The 17682-nt window shown below is 41.6% G+C and carries 16 protein-coding genes; 8 read left to right on the top strand and 8 right to left on the bottom strand.

Features of this window, described 5'->3' with window-relative positions:
- The first annotated feature begins 84 nt into the window (after positions 1-84).
- The 4 genes from pdhA to OQY15_RS06230 all read left to right on the top strand — a co-directional run bounded on the left by pdhA (position 85) and on the right by OQY15_RS06230 (position 5063).
- Positions 85-1080 (top strand): pyruvate dehydrogenase (acetyl-transferring) E1 component subunit alpha, encoded by a 996-nt coding sequence (gene pdhA, locus OQY15_RS06215; protein ID WP_265789059.1) that lies wholly within the window; start codon positions 85-87, stop codon positions 1078-1080.
- Between the two features lie 29 nt (positions 1081-1109).
- On the top strand, positions 1110-2768 hold the full coding sequence (locus tag OQY15_RS06220; protein ID WP_265789060.1) for a pyruvate dehydrogenase complex dihydrolipoamide acetyltransferase: 1659 nt from the start codon (positions 1110-1112) through the stop codon (positions 2766-2768).
- Between the two features lie 73 nt (positions 2769-2841).
- Positions 2842-4224 (top strand): histidine--tRNA ligase, encoded by a 1383-nt coding sequence (hisS, locus tag OQY15_RS06225; RefSeq protein WP_265789061.1) that lies wholly within the window; start codon positions 2842-2844, stop codon positions 4222-4224.
- A 68-nt stretch (positions 4225-4292) separates the two neighbouring features.
- Complete coding sequence (locus OQY15_RS06230) at positions 4293-5063, top strand: Ku protein (protein ID WP_265789062.1); 771 nt, start codon at positions 4293-4295, stop codon at positions 5061-5063.
- Here the strand turns inward: OQY15_RS06230 and OQY15_RS06235 are convergent.
- The 4 genes from OQY15_RS06235 to OQY15_RS06250 form a co-directional block, all read right to left on the bottom strand.
- Positions 5060-5452, bottom strand: coding sequence for a response regulator (locus OQY15_RS06235; RefSeq protein ID WP_265789064.1), 393 nt, complete (start codon positions 5450-5452; stop codon positions 5060-5062). The two genes, OQY15_RS06230 and OQY15_RS06235, sit on opposite strands and share 4 nt — an antisense overlap.
- Positions 5453-5681: 229 nt before the next feature.
- Positions 5682-7127: an SDR family oxidoreductase gene (locus tag OQY15_RS06240; protein ID WP_265789066.1), complete on the bottom strand. Its 1446-nt coding sequence runs from the start codon at positions 7125-7127 to the stop codon at positions 5682-5684.
- Positions 7124-8425 (bottom strand): AarF/ABC1/UbiB kinase family protein, encoded by a 1302-nt coding sequence (locus OQY15_RS06245; RefSeq protein WP_265789068.1) that lies wholly within the window; start codon positions 8423-8425, stop codon positions 7124-7126. Before OQY15_RS06245 ends, OQY15_RS06240 begins: the two co-directional genes overlap by 4 nt.
- A 2-nt stretch (positions 8426-8427) precedes the next feature.
- Entirely contained in the window at positions 8428-9081 is a 654-nt protein-coding gene (locus tag OQY15_RS06250) for a TetR family transcriptional regulator C-terminal domain-containing protein (RefSeq protein WP_265789070.1), read from the bottom strand.
- A 158-nt stretch (positions 9082-9239) separates the two neighbouring features.
- Here OQY15_RS06250 and OQY15_RS06255 point away from each other — a divergent pair, with 158 nt between their 5' ends.
- From OQY15_RS06255 to OQY15_RS06265, 3 genes are all read left to right on the top strand, one after another.
- Positions 9240-9578 (top strand): hypothetical protein, encoded by a 339-nt coding sequence (locus OQY15_RS06255; protein WP_265789072.1) that lies wholly within the window; start codon positions 9240-9242, stop codon positions 9576-9578.
- 168 nt (positions 9579-9746) lie between these two features.
- Positions 9747-12068: a TonB-dependent receptor gene (locus tag OQY15_RS06260; RefSeq protein ID WP_265789074.1), complete on the top strand. Its 2322-nt coding sequence runs from the start codon at positions 9747-9749 to the stop codon at positions 12066-12068.
- Between the two features lie 46 nt (positions 12069-12114).
- Positions 12115-13104: an alpha/beta hydrolase gene (locus tag OQY15_RS06265; protein WP_265789076.1), complete on the top strand. Its 990-nt coding sequence runs from the start codon at positions 12115-12117 to the stop codon at positions 13102-13104.
- Positions 13105-13161: 57 nt separating this feature from the next.
- Here OQY15_RS06265 and OQY15_RS06270 read toward each other — a convergent pair whose 3' ends face one another.
- Entirely contained in the window at positions 13162-14175 is a 1014-nt protein-coding gene (locus OQY15_RS06270; RefSeq protein ID WP_265789084.1) for a Gfo/Idh/MocA family oxidoreductase, read from the bottom strand.
- A 92-nt stretch (positions 14176-14267) separates the two neighbouring features.
- Here OQY15_RS06270 and OQY15_RS06275 point away from each other — a divergent pair, with 92 nt between their 5' ends.
- A complete protein-coding gene (locus tag OQY15_RS06275) occupies positions 14268-14612 on the top strand; it encodes a hypothetical protein (RefSeq protein ID WP_265789086.1) in 345 nt (114 codons plus the stop codon).
- A gap of 69 nt (positions 14613-14681) precedes the next feature.
- Here OQY15_RS06275 and OQY15_RS06280 read toward each other — a convergent pair whose 3' ends face one another.
- The 3 genes from OQY15_RS06280 to OQY15_RS06290 all read right to left on the bottom strand — a co-directional run bounded on the left by OQY15_RS06280 (position 14682) and on the right by OQY15_RS06290 (position 17682).
- Positions 14682-15362 (bottom strand): OmpA family protein, encoded by a 681-nt coding sequence (locus OQY15_RS06280; RefSeq protein WP_265789088.1) that lies wholly within the window; start codon positions 15360-15362, stop codon positions 14682-14684.
- 152 nt (positions 15363-15514) lie between these two features.
- Positions 15515-16210, bottom strand: a complete 696-nt coding sequence (locus tag OQY15_RS06285; protein WP_265789090.1) for an ABC transporter ATP-binding protein — start codon at positions 16208-16210, stop codon at positions 15515-15517.
- Positions 16207-17682, bottom strand: coding sequence for a DUF5687 family protein (locus tag OQY15_RS06290; RefSeq protein WP_265789092.1), 1476 nt, complete (start codon positions 17680-17682; stop codon positions 16207-16209). The genes OQY15_RS06285 and OQY15_RS06290 overlap by 4 nt, the downstream gene beginning before the upstream one ends.

Here is a 17682-nt window from a genome sequence, read left to right on the forward strand (position 1 = left end):
CATCTCGTTCATTTTACACTATTTCTTCGATTTATTGCAATAAAAAAGTAGATTTGCTCTCATAAATAAAATCAATAGCCAAAAATGAGTGCAGTAGAAATTAATAAGGATACCTATCTGAAGTGGTTCGAGTCGATGTTGCTGATGCGTAAATTCGAAGAGAAAACTGGTCAACTTTACGGACAACAGAAAATCCGTGGTTTTTGTCATCTATATATTGGTCAGGAGGCGGTAATCGCCGGGGCAATTTCAGCCCTTCAGCCTGGAGATTCTATGATCACCACTTACCGTGATCACGCCCATGCTTTGGCACTGGGAGTGAGCGCTGATAGTATCATGGCCGAGATGTACGGTAAAGCTACAGGCTGTTCTAAAGGTAAAGGTGGCTCAATGCACATGTTTAGCAAAGAACATAATTTTTATGGCGGACACGCGATCGTGGGTGGACAAATTCCACTTGGCGCAGGTATTGCATTTGCAGAAAAATATAAAGGAACAAGCAACTTGAATGTTTGCTATATGGGTGATGGTGCTGTCCGTCAGGGTGCACTGAATGAAACCTTCAATATGGCTATGTTATGGAAACTTCCTGTAATCTTTGTTTGCGAAAACAACGGATACGCAATGGGAACTTCTGTAGAGCGTACTACAAACATGACTGAGATCTACAAAATCGGTTTAGGTTTTGATATGCCTTGTGCTGCTGTTGATGGAATGGATCCTGTTGCTGTTCACAATGCAATGGACGAAGCTGCACAACGTGCACGTAATGGCGAAGGCCCAACCTTTTTGGAGATGAGAACGTACCGCTACCGTGGACACTCTATGTCTGACCCTGCAAAATATCGTACCAAAGACGAATTAGAAGAATATAAAGCTAAAGATCCTATTGAGCAGGTTAGAGAAGTAATACTTAAAGAAAAGTATGCTGATCAGGCCTGGATTGAAGAAATTGAAGCAAAAGTAAAAGACATCGTAGATCAGTCTGTTAAATTTGCGGAAGAGTCTCCATGGCCAGAAGCATCAGAATTATATACTGATGTATACGTACAAACCGACTATCCATATATCCTGGATTAATTTAGAACTCTTTCAATATAAAATATAGAATGGCTGAAGTAGTTAAAATGCCCAAGATGAGCGACACCATGACCGAAGGGGTAATGGCTAAGTGGCACAAAAAAGTTGGCGATAAAGTAAAAAGCGGTGATGTACTTGCTGAAGTGGAAACCGATAAGGCAACCATGGATCTTGAATCTTACTGGGATGGTACTATGCTGTATATCGGTGTAGAAGAAGGTAAAGCTGTTCCTGTGGATGCAGTAATTGCTGTAATAGGTAAAGAAGGAGAAGATTATAAAGCTGCTCTGGATGCTGAAGGTGGTGCTGCTCCTGCGAAGGAAGAAGCCCCTGCAGAAAAACCTGCTGAAGAAAAAGAAGCACCTAAAGCTGAAGCTGCAGGCGCTGCGGTAACAGATGCAGACCTGGAGAAAGCAGGTGTAACTGTTGTTCGTATGCCTTTGTTAAGCGATACCATGACTGAAGGTGTTATTGCTGAATGGCATAAAAAAGTAGGTGATAAAGTTAAAAATGATGATATCCTGGCTGACGTTGAAACCGATAAGGCTACTATGGAAGTTATGGGATATGCAGAAGGAACTTTACTGCACATTGGTGTAGAAAAAGGTGCTGCTGCAAAAGTAAACGGTATCATTGCAATCGTTGGTCCTGAAGGATATGACATCAGTGGTATCCTGAACCAGGGTGATGCTCCTGCAAAACCGGTAGCTGAGAAAGCTGCTGATGCTCCTGTAAAAGAAGCTGCTGCACCTGCTGCCGAATCTAAATCAGAGGAAAGTGCTCAACCTGCTGCTGATGTCGCTCGTTTGAAAGCCTCTCCGCTGGCTAAAAAAATCGCTAAGGATAAAGGTATTGATCTTTCACAGGTTTCAGGTAGTGCTGACGGTGGACGTATCATTAAAAAAGATATTGAAAACTTCAAGCCTGCTGCTGCTCCTGCAAAAGCTGCTGAGGGATCTGCACCTGCAGAAAAAGCTGCACCAGTTCTGGCTGCCTATGTAGGTGAAGAAAAATATTCAGAGAAACCAGTATCACAAATGCGTAAGGTAATCGCAAAACGTTTATCTGAAAGCTTGTTTACAGCTCCGCATTTCTATCTGACGATGAGTATTGATATGGATGCTGCAATTGCTGCACGTGGTAAAATGAATGAATTTTCACCAGTAAAATTATCATTCAATGACCTCGTTGTTAAAGCAGTCGCAGTTGCCTTAAAGCAACATCCAAATGTGAACTCTTCATGGAGAGGTGATGTGATCCGTTACAATGAACATGTAAATATTGGGGTGGCAATCGCTGTTGAAGATGGCCTGCTTGTTCCGGTAGTACGTTTTGCGGATGGTAAATCTCTGTCCCGCATTTCTGCAGAAGTGAAAGACTTTGCACAGCGTGCAAAAGCTAAAAAGCTTCAGCCATCTGACTGGGAAGGTTCTACATTTACCGTATCTAACTTAGGTATGTTCGGAATTGACGAATTCACTGCAATCATTAATACACCAGATTCTTGTATCCTTGCTATCGGAGGTATCTCACAAGTTCCGGTTGTTAAAGATGGAGCTGTAGTTCCAGGCAATATAATGAAAGTTACCCTGAGCTGTGATCACCGTACGGTTGACGGAGCTACAGGAGCTGCATTCCTTCAGACTTTCAAAGCACTGATGGAAGAGCCTGTTAGATTATTGGTTTAATAAATCTTTAAATATTTAAAAAGCTGCTTCGGCAGCTTTTTTTATGCCTTTTAGTTTTTGTACTTTTGCAGCCATGTCAAATATTAAACCCTCATTAGCTAAAGGAACCCGTGACTTTTCACCTCAGGAAATGGTGAAACGTAATTTTATTTTTGATACCATTAAAAAGGTATTCCGCAAATATGGTTATGCTGAGATACAAACTCCTTCAATGGAAAACCTATCTACACTCACTGGAAAATATGGCGATGAGGGAGACAAGCTGATCTTCAAAATCCTGAACTCGGGCGATTATCTCTCAAAAGCAAATGCAGGACATCTTTCGGCCATGAATTCCAACGCACTGATTTCTTCGATCAGTGAGAAAGCACTACGATATGATCTCACTGTTCCCTTTGCACGTTACGTAGTCATGCACCAGAATGATATTGCTTTGCCCTTTAAACGTTTTCAGGTACAACCGGTATGGCGTGCAGACCGCCCTCAGAAAGGCAGGTACCGTGAGTTTTACCAATGTGATGTGGACGTTGTTGGATCTGAAAGCCTGCTGAATGAAGCTGAGTTTGTATTAATTTATCAGGAAGCACTGAGTAACCTTGGAATGACAGATTTCACGATCAAGATCAATAACCGCAAAATCCTTTCCGGTATTGCAGAAATCATTGGCAAACCAGACCTGATTATAGATATGACGGTTGCTATTGATAAGCTTGATAAGATAGGTTTTGAGGGTGTTACCAAAGAACTGATTGAACGTGGATTTACCGTACAGGATATCGATCAGCTCAAACCGGTGATCCTGCTACAAGGAACCAACGATGAGAAATTAGATAGCTTGAAAAATGTACTTTCCGCTTCAGCAACAGGGTTGAAAGGAATTCAGGAAATAGAAACTGTATTTTCATACGTAGAGAGGCTGCTCGTAAATAGTAATCTTAAGAAACCAGACCTTGAACTTGATATTACCTTGGCGCGTGGACTGAATTATTACACTGGATGTATATATGAGGTGAAAACTAATGAAGTTGCAATGGGCAGTATCGGCGGTGGTGGCCGTTATGATGACCTTACTGGTATGTTCGGTTTAAAAGGGCTTACTGGTGTGGGCATCTCTTTTGGCGCAGACAGGATTTATGATGTAATGCAGGAACTGAACTTATTTCCGGAATCTGCAGCTGCGGGCACGAAAGTATTGATCAGCAATTTTGATAAAGAGGCTGAATTATACGCTTTGCCGCTATTACAGCAGTTGAGAGAGGCCAATGTTGCAGCTGAGCTTTATCCTTCCTCAGCGAAGCTTAAAAAGCAAATGAGCTATGCCGATGATAAGTCCATTCCTTTTGTAATCCTGATTGGAAGCGATGAGATGCAGAGCGGGATACTCACGCTGAAAAATATGCATACCGGCGAGCAGCAAAAGTTATCAAAAGATGACATCGTCACCTTCTTAAAATAAGAAACCTCATAAAAGGGTGTAAAACAATTGCTAGAAGATGCTGTTAAAACAGATAAAAGCGATTGATTATGAGAACACTCTGGAAAGGATCTATTGGATTCGGGTTGGTAAATATCCCGATAAAACTATATTCTGCAGTACAAAGCAGTCATCTCGACCTTGATATGCTGGATAGTAAAGACCATTCCAGGATCAAGTTCAAAAGAGTGAATGAAAGTACAAACAAAGAAGTGCCATATGATAAGATCGTAAAGGGCTATATGCTCAAGGATCAATATATTATTCTTGATGATAGTGACTTTGAGGATGCCAGTCCTGAAAAAACCAAAATGATCGAACTGGAAAATTTTGTCAATATCGATGACATTAATCCAATCTATTACGAGACTTCCTATTACGCTGAGCCTGAGAAACAGGGTAAAAAAGCTTATGCGCTATTATTAAAGGCACTAATTAAATCTGGGAAAGCCGGAGTTGCACGATTTGTTTTTAGAAATACCGAGAATCTTTGTGTCATCCATCCCCGTGGCAATGTGCTGGTAGTGACTAAAATTCGTTTTCAGGAAGAGGTTAGGGAATATGATGATTTAGAAGTATCTGAAGTAAGTACGGTCACTAAAAAAGAACTGGATATGGGATTGGCTTTAATCAAACAGTTTACTGCAGAATTTAACATTGAGAGTTTCAAGGATGAGTATAGTAAAGACCTGCTGAAGATCATTAAAGCTAAGGCCAAAGGCAAACGTGCTACCGTTAAAAAATTGAAACCGAGAGAAGAAAGTAGTGACGACCTCTATACGCAACTCATGCAGAGCCTCGATAAAAGAAAGGGTGCTTAATAGAGCTTTCCTGCCAGAATACCTTCAATTCTGTCCAGAAGATCATCAATGTCAAACGGCTTTGCAAGAAATCCGTTGGGTCTAAATTCTCCATGTTGAACGTTATCTGCTGTGAATCGTGCTGAAATCATCAGTACAGGGATTTCAGCAGTATTAGCATCTGAACGAAGAACTTTTAATAAATCGCGGCCATCACCATCCGGGAGCATGATATCCAGGATAATCAGATCCGGCTTAAACTGTTCAATATGGATCATCATATCGGCACTTTTGTTTAAGCCTGTCACTTTATAAGATTCGCTTTGCAGAATTAAAGTGATCACATCCAGAATAGCGTGATTATCTTCAATTACAAGTACGTTTTTACAGGATGGCGGAAGTATGTCCAAAGCATTTATAATTTGTGAACAAATATATATATCTATATGGATTATGTTCACTTATTTCGAAAATATTATAAACAAAAGACTTTTGTGGGGCAAATGAACTCATAACAGTATTCAATTACACATATAAATGGAATTATTTTTTGTCTTTTCAAACCTTTTTAAATAATTGATGTCTTATCAATAAGTTTTTAGGTTAGAAGGGGGTATGGTTGTGGCGACTATACTCCTTTTATTTTGGCCTGTAAGTAGTTATCTTTTTCGCCATGCCTTTGAAAAGAATCAGGTGGAAAGGATACATGGAGTACCAGTACAGCCTTCCCCATAAACCAGAAGGTCTGAATGTTGCGATCTGTGACAGGTGAGATTTACCATGATAATTAACGATTTTGAACTCCAGCCAGGCCTCTCCCGGTACTTTCATCTCTGCATACAGCAGTAATCTTGTGTTCTTTTTATCCGCCAGGAGAACCCTCCAGAAATCCAACACATCGCCAGCCTTGAGAGATACATTGCTGGTACGTCCTCGGCGTGCACCTACTCCTCCAAACAGCTTATCCAAAAATCCTCTCAAACTCCATAGCCAGTCCAGATAATACCAGCCCCTGTTGCCTCCGATTCCCCATATGTTTTCAAATACTTCTTCTGCAGGTCCCTTAAAGGGCATTTTTACTTTGTATTCCAGGGTTCCTTTCTGCGGAACTTTTACCTGATCCATAAATGAACTGTCCAGATATCCCCGGTTGAGCGCATCCTTCCAGCTGGAAACAATAGAGTGCTGTTCAATCTTTTCAAAAGCCAGCTTCAGCGTCTTCATGTAGCTGAAACATTCTCTCGGAACTACCGTCTTGATTTTTTTGTCTTTGCAGATCACTTCATTTTTCATGCTATCTACCAGGCTGCGGGCCAGGGAATACGGCACGCTTGTGACCAGGTTTAGCCACAGAGATGATAATCGTGGGGTTAGCAGCGGTATGGTAACAATCCAGCGTTTTAAGTTCCGTGAGCGTGCATAGCCGAGCATCATTTCTTTATAAGTGAGAATGTCCGGTCCTCCGATGTCGAAAGTCTGGTTGAATGCTTTTTCGTTCATCAGGATACCACCCAGATAGCTCAAAACATCCCGGATACCAATTGGCTGGCAATGGGTATTTACCCATTTAGGAGCAATCATCACCGGCAGCTTCTCTGTCAGGTCACGTATGATTTCAAAGGAAGCGCTTCCGGAGCCAATGATGATTGCGGCACGTAAGATCGTATAGGCAATTCCTGATTTCTTTAACTCATTTTCTACGGCTAACCTGGAACTGAGATGCCTTGATAGATCTGCATCATTAACAATCCCCGTCAGGTAAATAATCTGTTTACAGGAAGTATTTCTGATAGCTTTCACAAAATTCATTGCTGATTCAAACTCCTGCCTGGAGAACTGAGTTCCTCCGGACGACATCGAATGCACCAGGTAATAGGTTGCGTCAATATCTTCGGGAATATTCTCTAATGTCTCAGGTTTCAATAGGTCTCCAGTGATTATGCTGACCCTATTTCCAAAATCTGACTCCTCCGCAAAACGACGTTTGTCCCGTACCATACAAACAACATCATGTCCCTGTTCAAGAAGAACGGGTAACAGACGAGTTCCGATATAGCCGTTCGCGCCGGTTAACAGGATTTTCATCCTATATGGGGTTTATAAGTATCCGTATGTATCGTCGCTTTTAATTCCTGCAATATAGTATATAAGCCAAAGTTTGTCCTGTTTACGTAGATGAAATGTTTGACACCACGCGCCTGTTTAAACTCCGGCATCTTAGCAATTTTTTCACCAAATGCGTACAATTGAGCAAAAAACTCAGGCTCACTAAAGTCAAACGTAGCACTAAGGTATGGCCTGGCAAAAAGCTGGATCATTTCCAAGTAGGCCTTATAATAAAACTCTATCTGCGCCGATGTATCGTCGGTGTGTATCATCTCCAGTTTTCTGAAAGCTGCAATGGTCTTTTCCTTATCCTTTACTACGTCCGAGGAAATAAGTGAAAAGAACGGCACATAAAAATCATCCGGCATTTCCTTTATACAGCCAAAATCGATTACTCCCAGTTTCTCATCGGGGGTGATCATAAAATTACCCGGATGAGGGTCAGCGTGTACCGCTCTCAGTTCATGCTGCTGGAAATTATAGAAGTCCCATAATGCCTGCCCAATTTTATTGCGCAGCTCCTGAGAAGGGTTTTTTTGCAGAAATTCTTTGAGATGAAGACCTTCAATCCAGTCCATTGTAATTATCCGCTTGCCCGATAGTTCAGGGTAATATGTTGGAAAAACGATATTGTCAATCACCTTACAGGCTTCTGTGATTTCTATGGAACGGCGCACTTCCAGTTCGTAGTCTGTTTCCTCCAGCAATCTTTCCTCCACTTCTTTGATATAGATATTCAGTTCCTTTTCGCTCATACCCAGCAAACGGAAGGCAAAAGGTTTGACCAGTTTAAGGTCAGAAGAAATACTGTCGCCCACACCTGGATACTGAATCTTTACGGCTAGTTTCCTGCCATTCAGTTCTGCCTGATGCACCTGTCCAATAGAAGCTGCATTGGATGAAACAATATTGAATTTATCATAGATCACTTCGGGCGTTTTACCAAAGTTTTTGGTAAAAGTCCGTATTATCAGTGGTCCTGATAGCGGAGGAGCATTATATTGCGATTGTGTGAACTTATCAACGTAAGATTTGGGAAGAATATTCTTATCCATACTGAGCATCTGTGCAATCTTCAAAGCACTTCCTTTCAGTTCACTTAATGATTTGTAAATGTCTGTAGCGTTATCCTCGTTTAGCTCATCCCTGCCCAATTCAGGGTTAAACAGCTTTTTAGAATAATGTTTGATATAGTTTCCGCCAATCTGAAAACCAGTTTTTACAAATTTGGCAGACCGCTCAACTTTGGTGACAGGGATACTGTTCTGTTCGTCCATGATTATTTTTTCATTTTTTCTGTAAACCTGCTGTTTCTTGAGAGGAATTTTCCGTACTCAAACAGGTTGTCCAGCGGCGAGCGCTGAAACAGGTCGAAGGTAACGTTGATCCCTTTTTCTATAGCTTCATCGGTTTTCTCAAAACCGGTACTATCATCATTTACCCAAAAGTTTACTATAAAGGCATATTGTATCCAAAGGGCATCTTTATATCTTTTGGTCAGGAACTTACGGTCGGCCAGCTCTCCACTTTCCACTCCCTCATTAATCAGTTCTTCAGCAAAGTTTTCAAATATGGGTTTTACTCCAGATAATACGGGAGGCGTAGCGAACTTAGCTCCATGCTTTTTCAGGCTATACACAATAAAGCTACGTTGCTTTTTGAGCACCTCTACATAGCTGTAAAAGAACGAAAGCACCCTGTCCCGTGATGAGTACTGTGCCCATACTTCCTGCTGTTGTATCGTATCAATCGTATCAACGGTGAGGTCTGCCCAGATGAGCTTCTCAATGCTTTCAAAAGAGGCATAAAACTGGTAAAATTCAGATTCTGTGATCTTCAGCTTTTTCACAAAACTGTAAACAGATTTAGGTTGCTCGTCATGTGTAAGAACGTAATCGATATAGCCTGTTTTTATTTGCTGTGCTGTTGCCATGTGATTCGTGTTTTTAAAAGAATTTCCCCTAAAATACGTACAGTTACTATGCCATAAGTACATTATTACAGGGTATTCATACTTTTTGAAGTATTATAAACGCTTTGTTACTTTGTAATTACACGTTTAAGCCTTATTTGTTTACTTTTACAGATCAATTGAAAAAGAAACGCTTACATATGCACCGGGCCTTTGCGGTTTTAATGCTTTTGGTATTTGCCATCGCATTAACCCCATGGAGTACTCTTCACCACCATGAAGAGGAGCAGACCGGCTGTGTGAAATATGCTAAGATGTGTATGCACAGGGCGCATATTGGTAATCAGACACATAACTGTCTGGTCTGTTCTGCGCATTTCGAAAAAGATTATCTTACAGTTACCCATTCCTTTGAGATGAAGTCTCACAGCGTTGCTATGATCAAAACTTATGTTTTGCTTCAGGCAAGTTATACTGAGCTGATAGGTACTTCTCTCCGCGGCCCTCCAGTTGCCTGATTTCAAACCCAGAAATTCTAAAGGCCTGTGTCAATTAGTACACAGGTGTCTGATGGACAGCTATCTGTCTTTCAGTAACTAATACACAAATGAAATCATGTGCTAATAGGATTTTGCAATTGCTTTAAGTTAACAGCATTGCGGGCCATTGGCGAAAATTATAATCTTATGAACAAGATACTTCTATTTTTAGCAGTTCTACTTTCCGCTATTACTTCTAATATTACATCTGCTGCCGCACAGACTGAGTTCAGTGGCAAAATTACAGATGCCCAAACACAGGCACCTTTACCGGGTGCTGCCATATCTATACCGGATCTGCGCAGTTCGGCAATAACTGATCAGAATGGTGAATTTGTAATTAAAAATATTCCTGCACGCGGACGTTTTCTGGTTCAGGTTAGCTATATTGGTTACAAGACCATCACACAGACTGTAGATCTTGCCAAAGCAGGAGAGCTCAGCTTTGCCTTACAGGCCAGCGTGATTGAGGGCCGCGAAGTCGTGATTACAGGCTCTGCTTCAAGCTCCGATAACCGCAAGAACAGCACTTCAGTATCAGCAGTAAGCAAAGCCGATCTGTTATACCATCCTTCAACAAACTTAATTGATGCAATCTCCCGCGTTCCGGGTGTTGCCCAGGTAACAACTGGGCCGGGTATTTCAAAACCGGTAATCCGTGGTTTAAGCTATAACCGTGTGGTTACAGTAAGCGATGGTGTAAAACAGCAGGGACAACAATGGGGTGATGAGCACGGCATTGAGATCGATCAGTATAGTGCCGACCATGTAGAGGTACTTAAAGGCCCTGCCAGCTTAATGTATGGTTCTGACGCCCTGGGTGGGGTGATCAATATACTTGATGGCCTGCCTGCACCAGATGGTACCTTAAGGGGGGAGCTTCTTACTAATTATGCAACCAACAACGGACTGACAGGAAATTCACTTATGCTGCAGGGAAATGAGAATGGCTTCGTGTATAAAGTCCGTGGAACCTATAAAAACGCATATTCCTATAAAACTCCTACTGAATATGTTCCGAATTCAGGATTTAATGAAACAAACTTTGAAGGTCAGATCGGCCTCAATAAAAAATGGGGTTATGCGCATCTGGACGCTTCCAGTTTCCGCACAAATATAGGTTTCTATGAACCGGTAAGAAATGATGCAGGTCAGTTGGTCGATGACGAAGGAAATACCTTTTCTGATGCACAGAACAAAGACAGAACTTTAGCTTATCCAAAACAGGATGTCCGCCACTACAAAATCGCACTCAATAGTAATATACTTTTGGGAGAAGGAAGCTTAAAAGCGACATTGGGTTATCAGCATAACTTACGAAGGGAGCTGGAAGGTGCCGGAAACGATGGGCTTGCCTTGTTTCTCAACAGCCATACCTACAGCTACGATCTCAAATATTCATTTAAGGACTTCAACGGATGGGCTTCTGTCCTGGGTGCTTCGGGTGAGTTTATGCACAGTGTCAATACTACGGGCGCCGAACAGCTGATCCCAGATTACGATTCTCAGGCCTTTGGTGGTTTCGCATATGTGAAAAAGACCTGGGACAATGATACTTTCAACGCCGGTATCCGCTTCGACTGGAGAAAAATGACAGGTAAAGCTTTTGATGGAGATTCTCAGTTCAGTGCTTTTAGCAACAAATTCTCACATGTTACCGGAGCTTTGGGTTATACGCATGAATTTAATGATGCCTTTAGTTTCAAAGCCAATGCAGGAAGTGCGTTCAGGGCTCCAAACATTGCAGAGCTTTCTGCCAATGGAGTACATGAAGGAGCATTCCGCTATGAAGTAGGTAATCCAGATCTCAAACCTGAGCAAAGTTACCAGGCTGATGCATCTTTTGACTATCAGAATCAATACATCAGTACCAGTGTAGGTGCCTTTGCAAATATCATTAATAACTATATCTACTACTGTACCAGCGGACAAAACATTGATGTAGATGGAAGGGATTTTCCCGTTTACAACTTTGTGCAGGACGATGCATTTCTGCGCGGAATAGAAGCCAGCCTGACCCTGCATCCGGTGAGCCTGATACACTTCGAGAATAGTTTCTCGTACACCAGGGCAACTAACCGCACAACAAAGGAATCACTTCCATTTACCCCGGCAGCTACCTTGCGTAATGAACTACGTTTTGAACCAAAGATCGCGGGAACTTCACACTCGTATATTTCTGTTGGGATTGATAACTTCTGGAGACAAAGTAAGATTGATAGTTTTGAACAACCTACTTCTGGTTATACCCTGTTAAATGCCGCTATCGGAACCACGCTGAAGCTGAGCAAAAATCAGGTGATTACTGTGTACGCTGCGGGTAAAAACCTGCTGAACAAAGCTTATTATGATCATTTGAGCCGATTTAAACCAGGAAGACTGAGCGATGAGGATCCAACACTGGGTATTTATAATATGGGCCGGAACATTACATTCGGTGTAAATATTCCCTTCACGCTTAAACAATAAAACTTTAAGCCACCTATGCCTGTTTGAAGAGAATAAAATAAACCATATGTTCAGAAGCATCCTACTATCATTCTTGCTGTTAATTTGTATCTCAGTACCTGCATTTTCTCAAAAAATGGATACCCTGTCGGTTACCCTTGAGAATGTCAGATATCCATACCCTGTAAAATTTCTTCCCATCCATACCGAGGGGCAGGACATACGCATGGCCTATATGGATATATTACCTGCGCAAAATGCAAATGGCAGGACAGTAGTGCTTTTTCATGGTAAAAATTTCGGCGGATATTACTGGACAAACGTAATCAAAGCTTTAACAGAAAAAGGCTTCAGGATAATAGTTCCCGATCAGATCGGATTTGGTAAATCTTCCAAAGCATATATCCATTACAGCTTTCATCAGCTGGCCCGCTGGAATAAAACCTTGTTAGATACCCTTGGTATTCAAAAGGCAAATATTCTTGGTCATTCTATGGGAGGGATGCTGGCCACAAGATTTGCCCTCATGTACCCTAAGCTTACAGAAAAGCTATTGCTTGAAAATCCTATAGGTTTGGAAGATTACCGTCAGTTTGTACCTTATATAACCACAGAAGAACAATATAAAACCGAATTGAAAGCCACTGCTGAAAGTGTCAAAAAATACTATCAAACTTCTTACTTTACCTCATGGAAGCCTGAGTATGATGAACTCGTGAGGATAGGTGCAGGAGTTACTGGCAGTGCGGACTTTCCACGATATGCCAAAGTTGCTGCAATGACCTTTAGCATGATCTATGAACAGCCTGTGTTACATGAATTTCCTAACATCAGTGTTCCCACTGTTCTTTTTATTGGTAAAGAGGACAGAACTATTGTAGGTAAAGGATTACTTAGTCCAGAACAGCAGGCTCTTCACGGGCAGTATAAAAACCTAGGAAAACAAACTGCAGCTCGTATTCCTAAAGCCAGGCTAATAGAGTTTGAGGGATGCGGGCATATCCCACATATGGAAGTACCCAAAAAGTTTATTGAAGCACTCTTAGGCAGTCTTTAATCAGAGCATCAGCAGCGACACAACCGCTGCTGATGCTTATTTATACAAGAGGGCTAATTATGCCTGTAATATCTCAAGTTGTGTCAACACCTGTTCGCGGGTAACAGGAAATTCCGTGCCGTTAACAATTGATTGATATACATCCTCAAAAAGGGAAAGATAAGTTGCACTGTCAGCCGTGATCAGTTCCTGAGTCTTTTCAGCATTTTGATCAATCAGAGTTAATCGTCCTTCCTTTCCTCTTGGTTCTACTCCAAAACCAGGCTCACCTGGCTTAATACCTTTTAGTAGCTGCTCCTCCTGGATGTCAGCACGTTCTTTGATAAAGCTTCCTTTTTCACCATGCAGCACAAATGAAGGCAGTGCATCTACTACCAGCATGCTGGCGTGTACAAATACATTTACGCTGTTGGGATAACTCAGGTGGATAGAAAAGTAGTCGTCCACTTTAGTTCCTGCCCTGTTTTTTCCAAGAATTTTGTGAAAAGAATCCGGCTTGCCAAACAGGCTGATCACCTGATCCAGCAAATGAGGACCAAGATCATACTGAAGTCCGGTAGCAGCTACAAGCTCTTCTTTAAAGCTTTTCACACCTATCCCTGCTTTGTAGCGGTCGTATCTGAAATGTACTTCAGATAACTTACCCAACTTACCGCTTTCAACAATATCTTTTACTGAGTTAAAATCACTATCCCATCTGCGGCTTTGGAAAACGAATACCTTTTTCCCAAGTTTGTCTGCCAGTTCAAATATCTCATTGGCTTCTGCGGTATTTGCTGCAAAGGGTTTTTCAACAAGGATATGCTTTCCAGCCTCCAGGGCTTTTTTTGAATGTTCATAATGCAGGAAATTGGGCGTATTAACTACTACGAGGTCAATATTCTCATCAGCAATCAGCTCGTCAATACTGTCATAACTGATGATACCCGGAAAGTCTTTCTCCGCTTTCTTTTCATTGCGTTCGGTCACAGCATATAGTTTGAAGCCTGGGTGTGCTTCTATAAAAGGACCCTGAAATAATTTGCCGGACATGCCGTAGGCCAAAAGCCCTGTTGATATTATTGTACTCATGCGTTTAGTTTTATGGCTTAAAAGTAACAAATCTCAAAACTTAAGTATTAATTATATTGTCATAAACCTTTCTATTAATTTTATCTTTGCATATGAAGCCAGCAGAAATAAACGCAAAATGGAAAGTTCTGCAGCAAAAGATTGCTCAGGAATTCGACTCAGATCTACCTGATCTGAAGGTTATGTTATTTTTGATAGGTGTTCAGGAATTAGGCAAGGGGCCGGGCAAGTACAGTAAGCGTCAGAAAGAAGAATTAATGCATATTGCAACCTGCCGTTTGCTGAGCGAGATGGGCTTTTATGAGCTGGAAGGACTAGACCAGGATGGATGGCCGCACTGGAAATTAGTAAAACCCGTTCCCTCATTCGCAATGATGGAACAGGAACTACTATTAAAGTCTCTTGCCATCTCTTATTTCGAAGACATCTACGAATAAAACCGTATATCAACAAAAAACCCGGAAGAATCTCTCCCGGGTTTTTCTATTTCATGGCTGACAGATAGATTAGTTTGCCTGTGCAGCAGCTTCTTTTTTCAGTTGCTCATTTGCAGTAATCACCACTTCAACCCTACGGTTGGCAGCTCTTCCTGCTTCAGTAGTATTGTCTGCGATAGGCTCTGAGAAACCTTTGCCCAATGTACTCAAACGTGATGCAGGTACACCTTGTGCAACAGCATAGGCTTTTACTGCCGCAGCTCTTTTCTCTGATAAGCTCAGGTTGTAATTTTCTGCTCCCTTATTGTCTGTATGACCAATCACCCTGATTTCTGTGTTTGGATATTCATTGATTGAATTAGCCAAAGATTTTACGTTGTCCTTAGCCTGTGCTTTTAAGTTCGCACTGTCAAAGTCAAACAGAATACCACTGTCAAATTTTACAATAATCCCTTCACCTTCACGTACTACCTCTGCATTAGGGATTGTATTCTGAATTTCGGCAGCTTGTTTATCCATACGTTTACCGATAAATCCACCAGCTGTACCACCAACTGCTCCACCGATAATTGCTCCAACAGCAGTATTACCGGCTTTTTTTCCAATAATAGCACCCAGTACACCACCTGCAGCAGCTCCAATACCAGCTCCTTTTTGAGTTTTTGTTAAACTGTCGCAGCCTTGAAATCCCATTGCAGTTATTGCTAAAGCTATACTGAATGTTGCTATTTTAAATCTTGAAGTAGTCATATTCATAATCTTTTTGTTAATCAATAGCTCTAAAACAAAGGTAATGCCAACTTAAAGTTTTGTTGAATTTATTAGATAAAGACAAGTATATTACATTTCATTTCCTGTCCAATTGTCATGCTCCCTTTTGCGGCTGACTACAATTCTGTACATTATTGCGAAAAATATGCTTCCAGCTCTTCCAGCGTATTTTCATTGGTGTAGATATCCTTGATCACCCGCCCCTTTTCAAAAAGGATGATCCTGTCGCATACATCAGTAACGTGATTGAGGTCATGACTGGAAATCATTGTAGTCAGATTGCCGGATTTCAATGATTTCAGATGTGCTTTCAGCCTGATTTGAGTTGTAGGATCAAGATTAGCGAAAGGCTCATCCAGTACCAGCAGTTCCGGTTGCTGCATCAGCGCTGCGGTGATACCTATCTTGTTCTGATTCCCTTTCGAGAAATCCCTGATGTATTTGCCCCTGTCCAGGATTTCACCATTAAAAAATTCTTCATAGGATTGAAGGTAATCCATAACTTGTCTAACGCTCATCTTCTGCAACCCGCCAATGAATATGAAATATTCCTCAGGAGTTAAGTAATCGATTAAATAGCCTTCATCCAGGTAAGATGCCGTATAGTTTTTCCAATGGTCATTCTCTGCTACATTAACGCCCTTAGATACAATTTCTCCCGAGTCCGGCCTGATCAGGTCAAGGAGCATCCTGAACAAAGTAGTCTTTCCTGCGCCATTATTGCCGATTACTCCAACTGTTTCACCAGTATTGATGGTCAGCTTTTCTATGTCCGTCACCTTGCGGCCGGCATATGTTTTGGTAAGCTTGTTTATTTCTATAATCATGATCTTTCTCTGAAGCCAGCGGCGATTTTATGCTTTCTTTTCTCAAATTCCCGCACCAGAAAATTAATCCAGTAGCGGCGGCTGAACAGCCCGGCGATACCAGGAATAGCAATTCCAATCAAGCCAATGTATGGGTTGATGATTGAGAGTGGAAAATAAATGATATACGGTGATAAAAGCACCGGCAGCGAAAGCAACATCGTGGAAGCACTGACACCTTCCCAGCTGAATTTTGCACCCTTGCTGATATCGATATATTTATAATTTCTTGTTGCAAAGTATAAAACAAGAATGTTGCTCACGCCAATGTTGTAGAGATAAGCAGCAAAATGTACCGCCAGTATTTTCCAGCTGAGAAAGCTGTAAAAAGTAGTGAGCACCGTTAACAAAGATGCTGATATGGTGAGAAGGATAAATTTCGCGCGGAAAAAATCTCTTATGTTTACCTTATTGGCCAGCATGCCGTCAAACTCTGCAGCCTGCCAGCCAAACATAAATTGTCCGTATATCAGAATGGTATTTCCTGTCATAAACACTGCTGCGAACAGCATCTTTGCAAAGTCGTTGTTTTCCAGAACCTTCCTGTTGTAAAACAGAAAACCATAGAAAAGCAATAGTAAAGCCTTGGTTACTGTGGCCTTCGGGCGTCTGTTGCGCAGGATAAGTTTGATCTCCAGGGCGGCTAAGGTTCCTGCTGCACCAAAGCGATCAAGAAAAGGATAGTCTGTGCTTGATTTCTTCTCTTCACCTGCAGTCAGGTCTTCTACATAAAGGTTATTCTTCAGATACCTGTCGTTGAGCAGAAAAATAACGACTGCTAAAACCGGAAAGATCAGCCCAACAGGTGGATAAACGGCAATATAGCTAAACAACATATCTGAAAATGAGGCAATGGAAAACAGCTGCAGGTATTCAAGTCCTGCCAGCGCAGCTACAACCAGAATTGCCGGGATGACTATCTTTATGTTTTCTGCAGAAACCCTTTTAAAATAAAGGGCAGCATAATTATTAAAGATCACCAGTGAAAAAATTACAACCAGATAAGTAGTACAGGCAAAGCCTCCATATTCAGGCCATACGTTGCGGAAGCAGAAAGGAAAAAAGATAATTAGCGGAAAGATATTGAGTACCGACAGCAGAGAGCGAAACTGCAGGAAGCTGACCAGTTTCCTTTTTGGGATATTCAGGTGCAGATAAGGTACAATTGATAGTGTAGGTAATTCCTGTATCTGTAGTCTCGCAATAAAATCTACAGCAAAGTAATACAGGATCATCCCATTGAATACCATAAATACATCCTTATCGGGCATGAATTTATAGATAAGGTCTTCCATTACGAAACCCACCAGAAGACATACCCCAAGCAGATATAAGGCAAAAATGCCCATAATCACCTGCGCAGCAATAGTTGCCCCTTTATTTCTGGATCGCCAGAAAGCAGTCCACTGGTGTCGTAAAAAGGTCGAGAACAT

This window comes from Pedobacter sp. MC2016-15 (assembly GCF_026239695.1).
Lineage (GTDB): Bacteria > Bacteroidota > Bacteroidia > Sphingobacteriales > Sphingobacteriaceae > Pedobacter.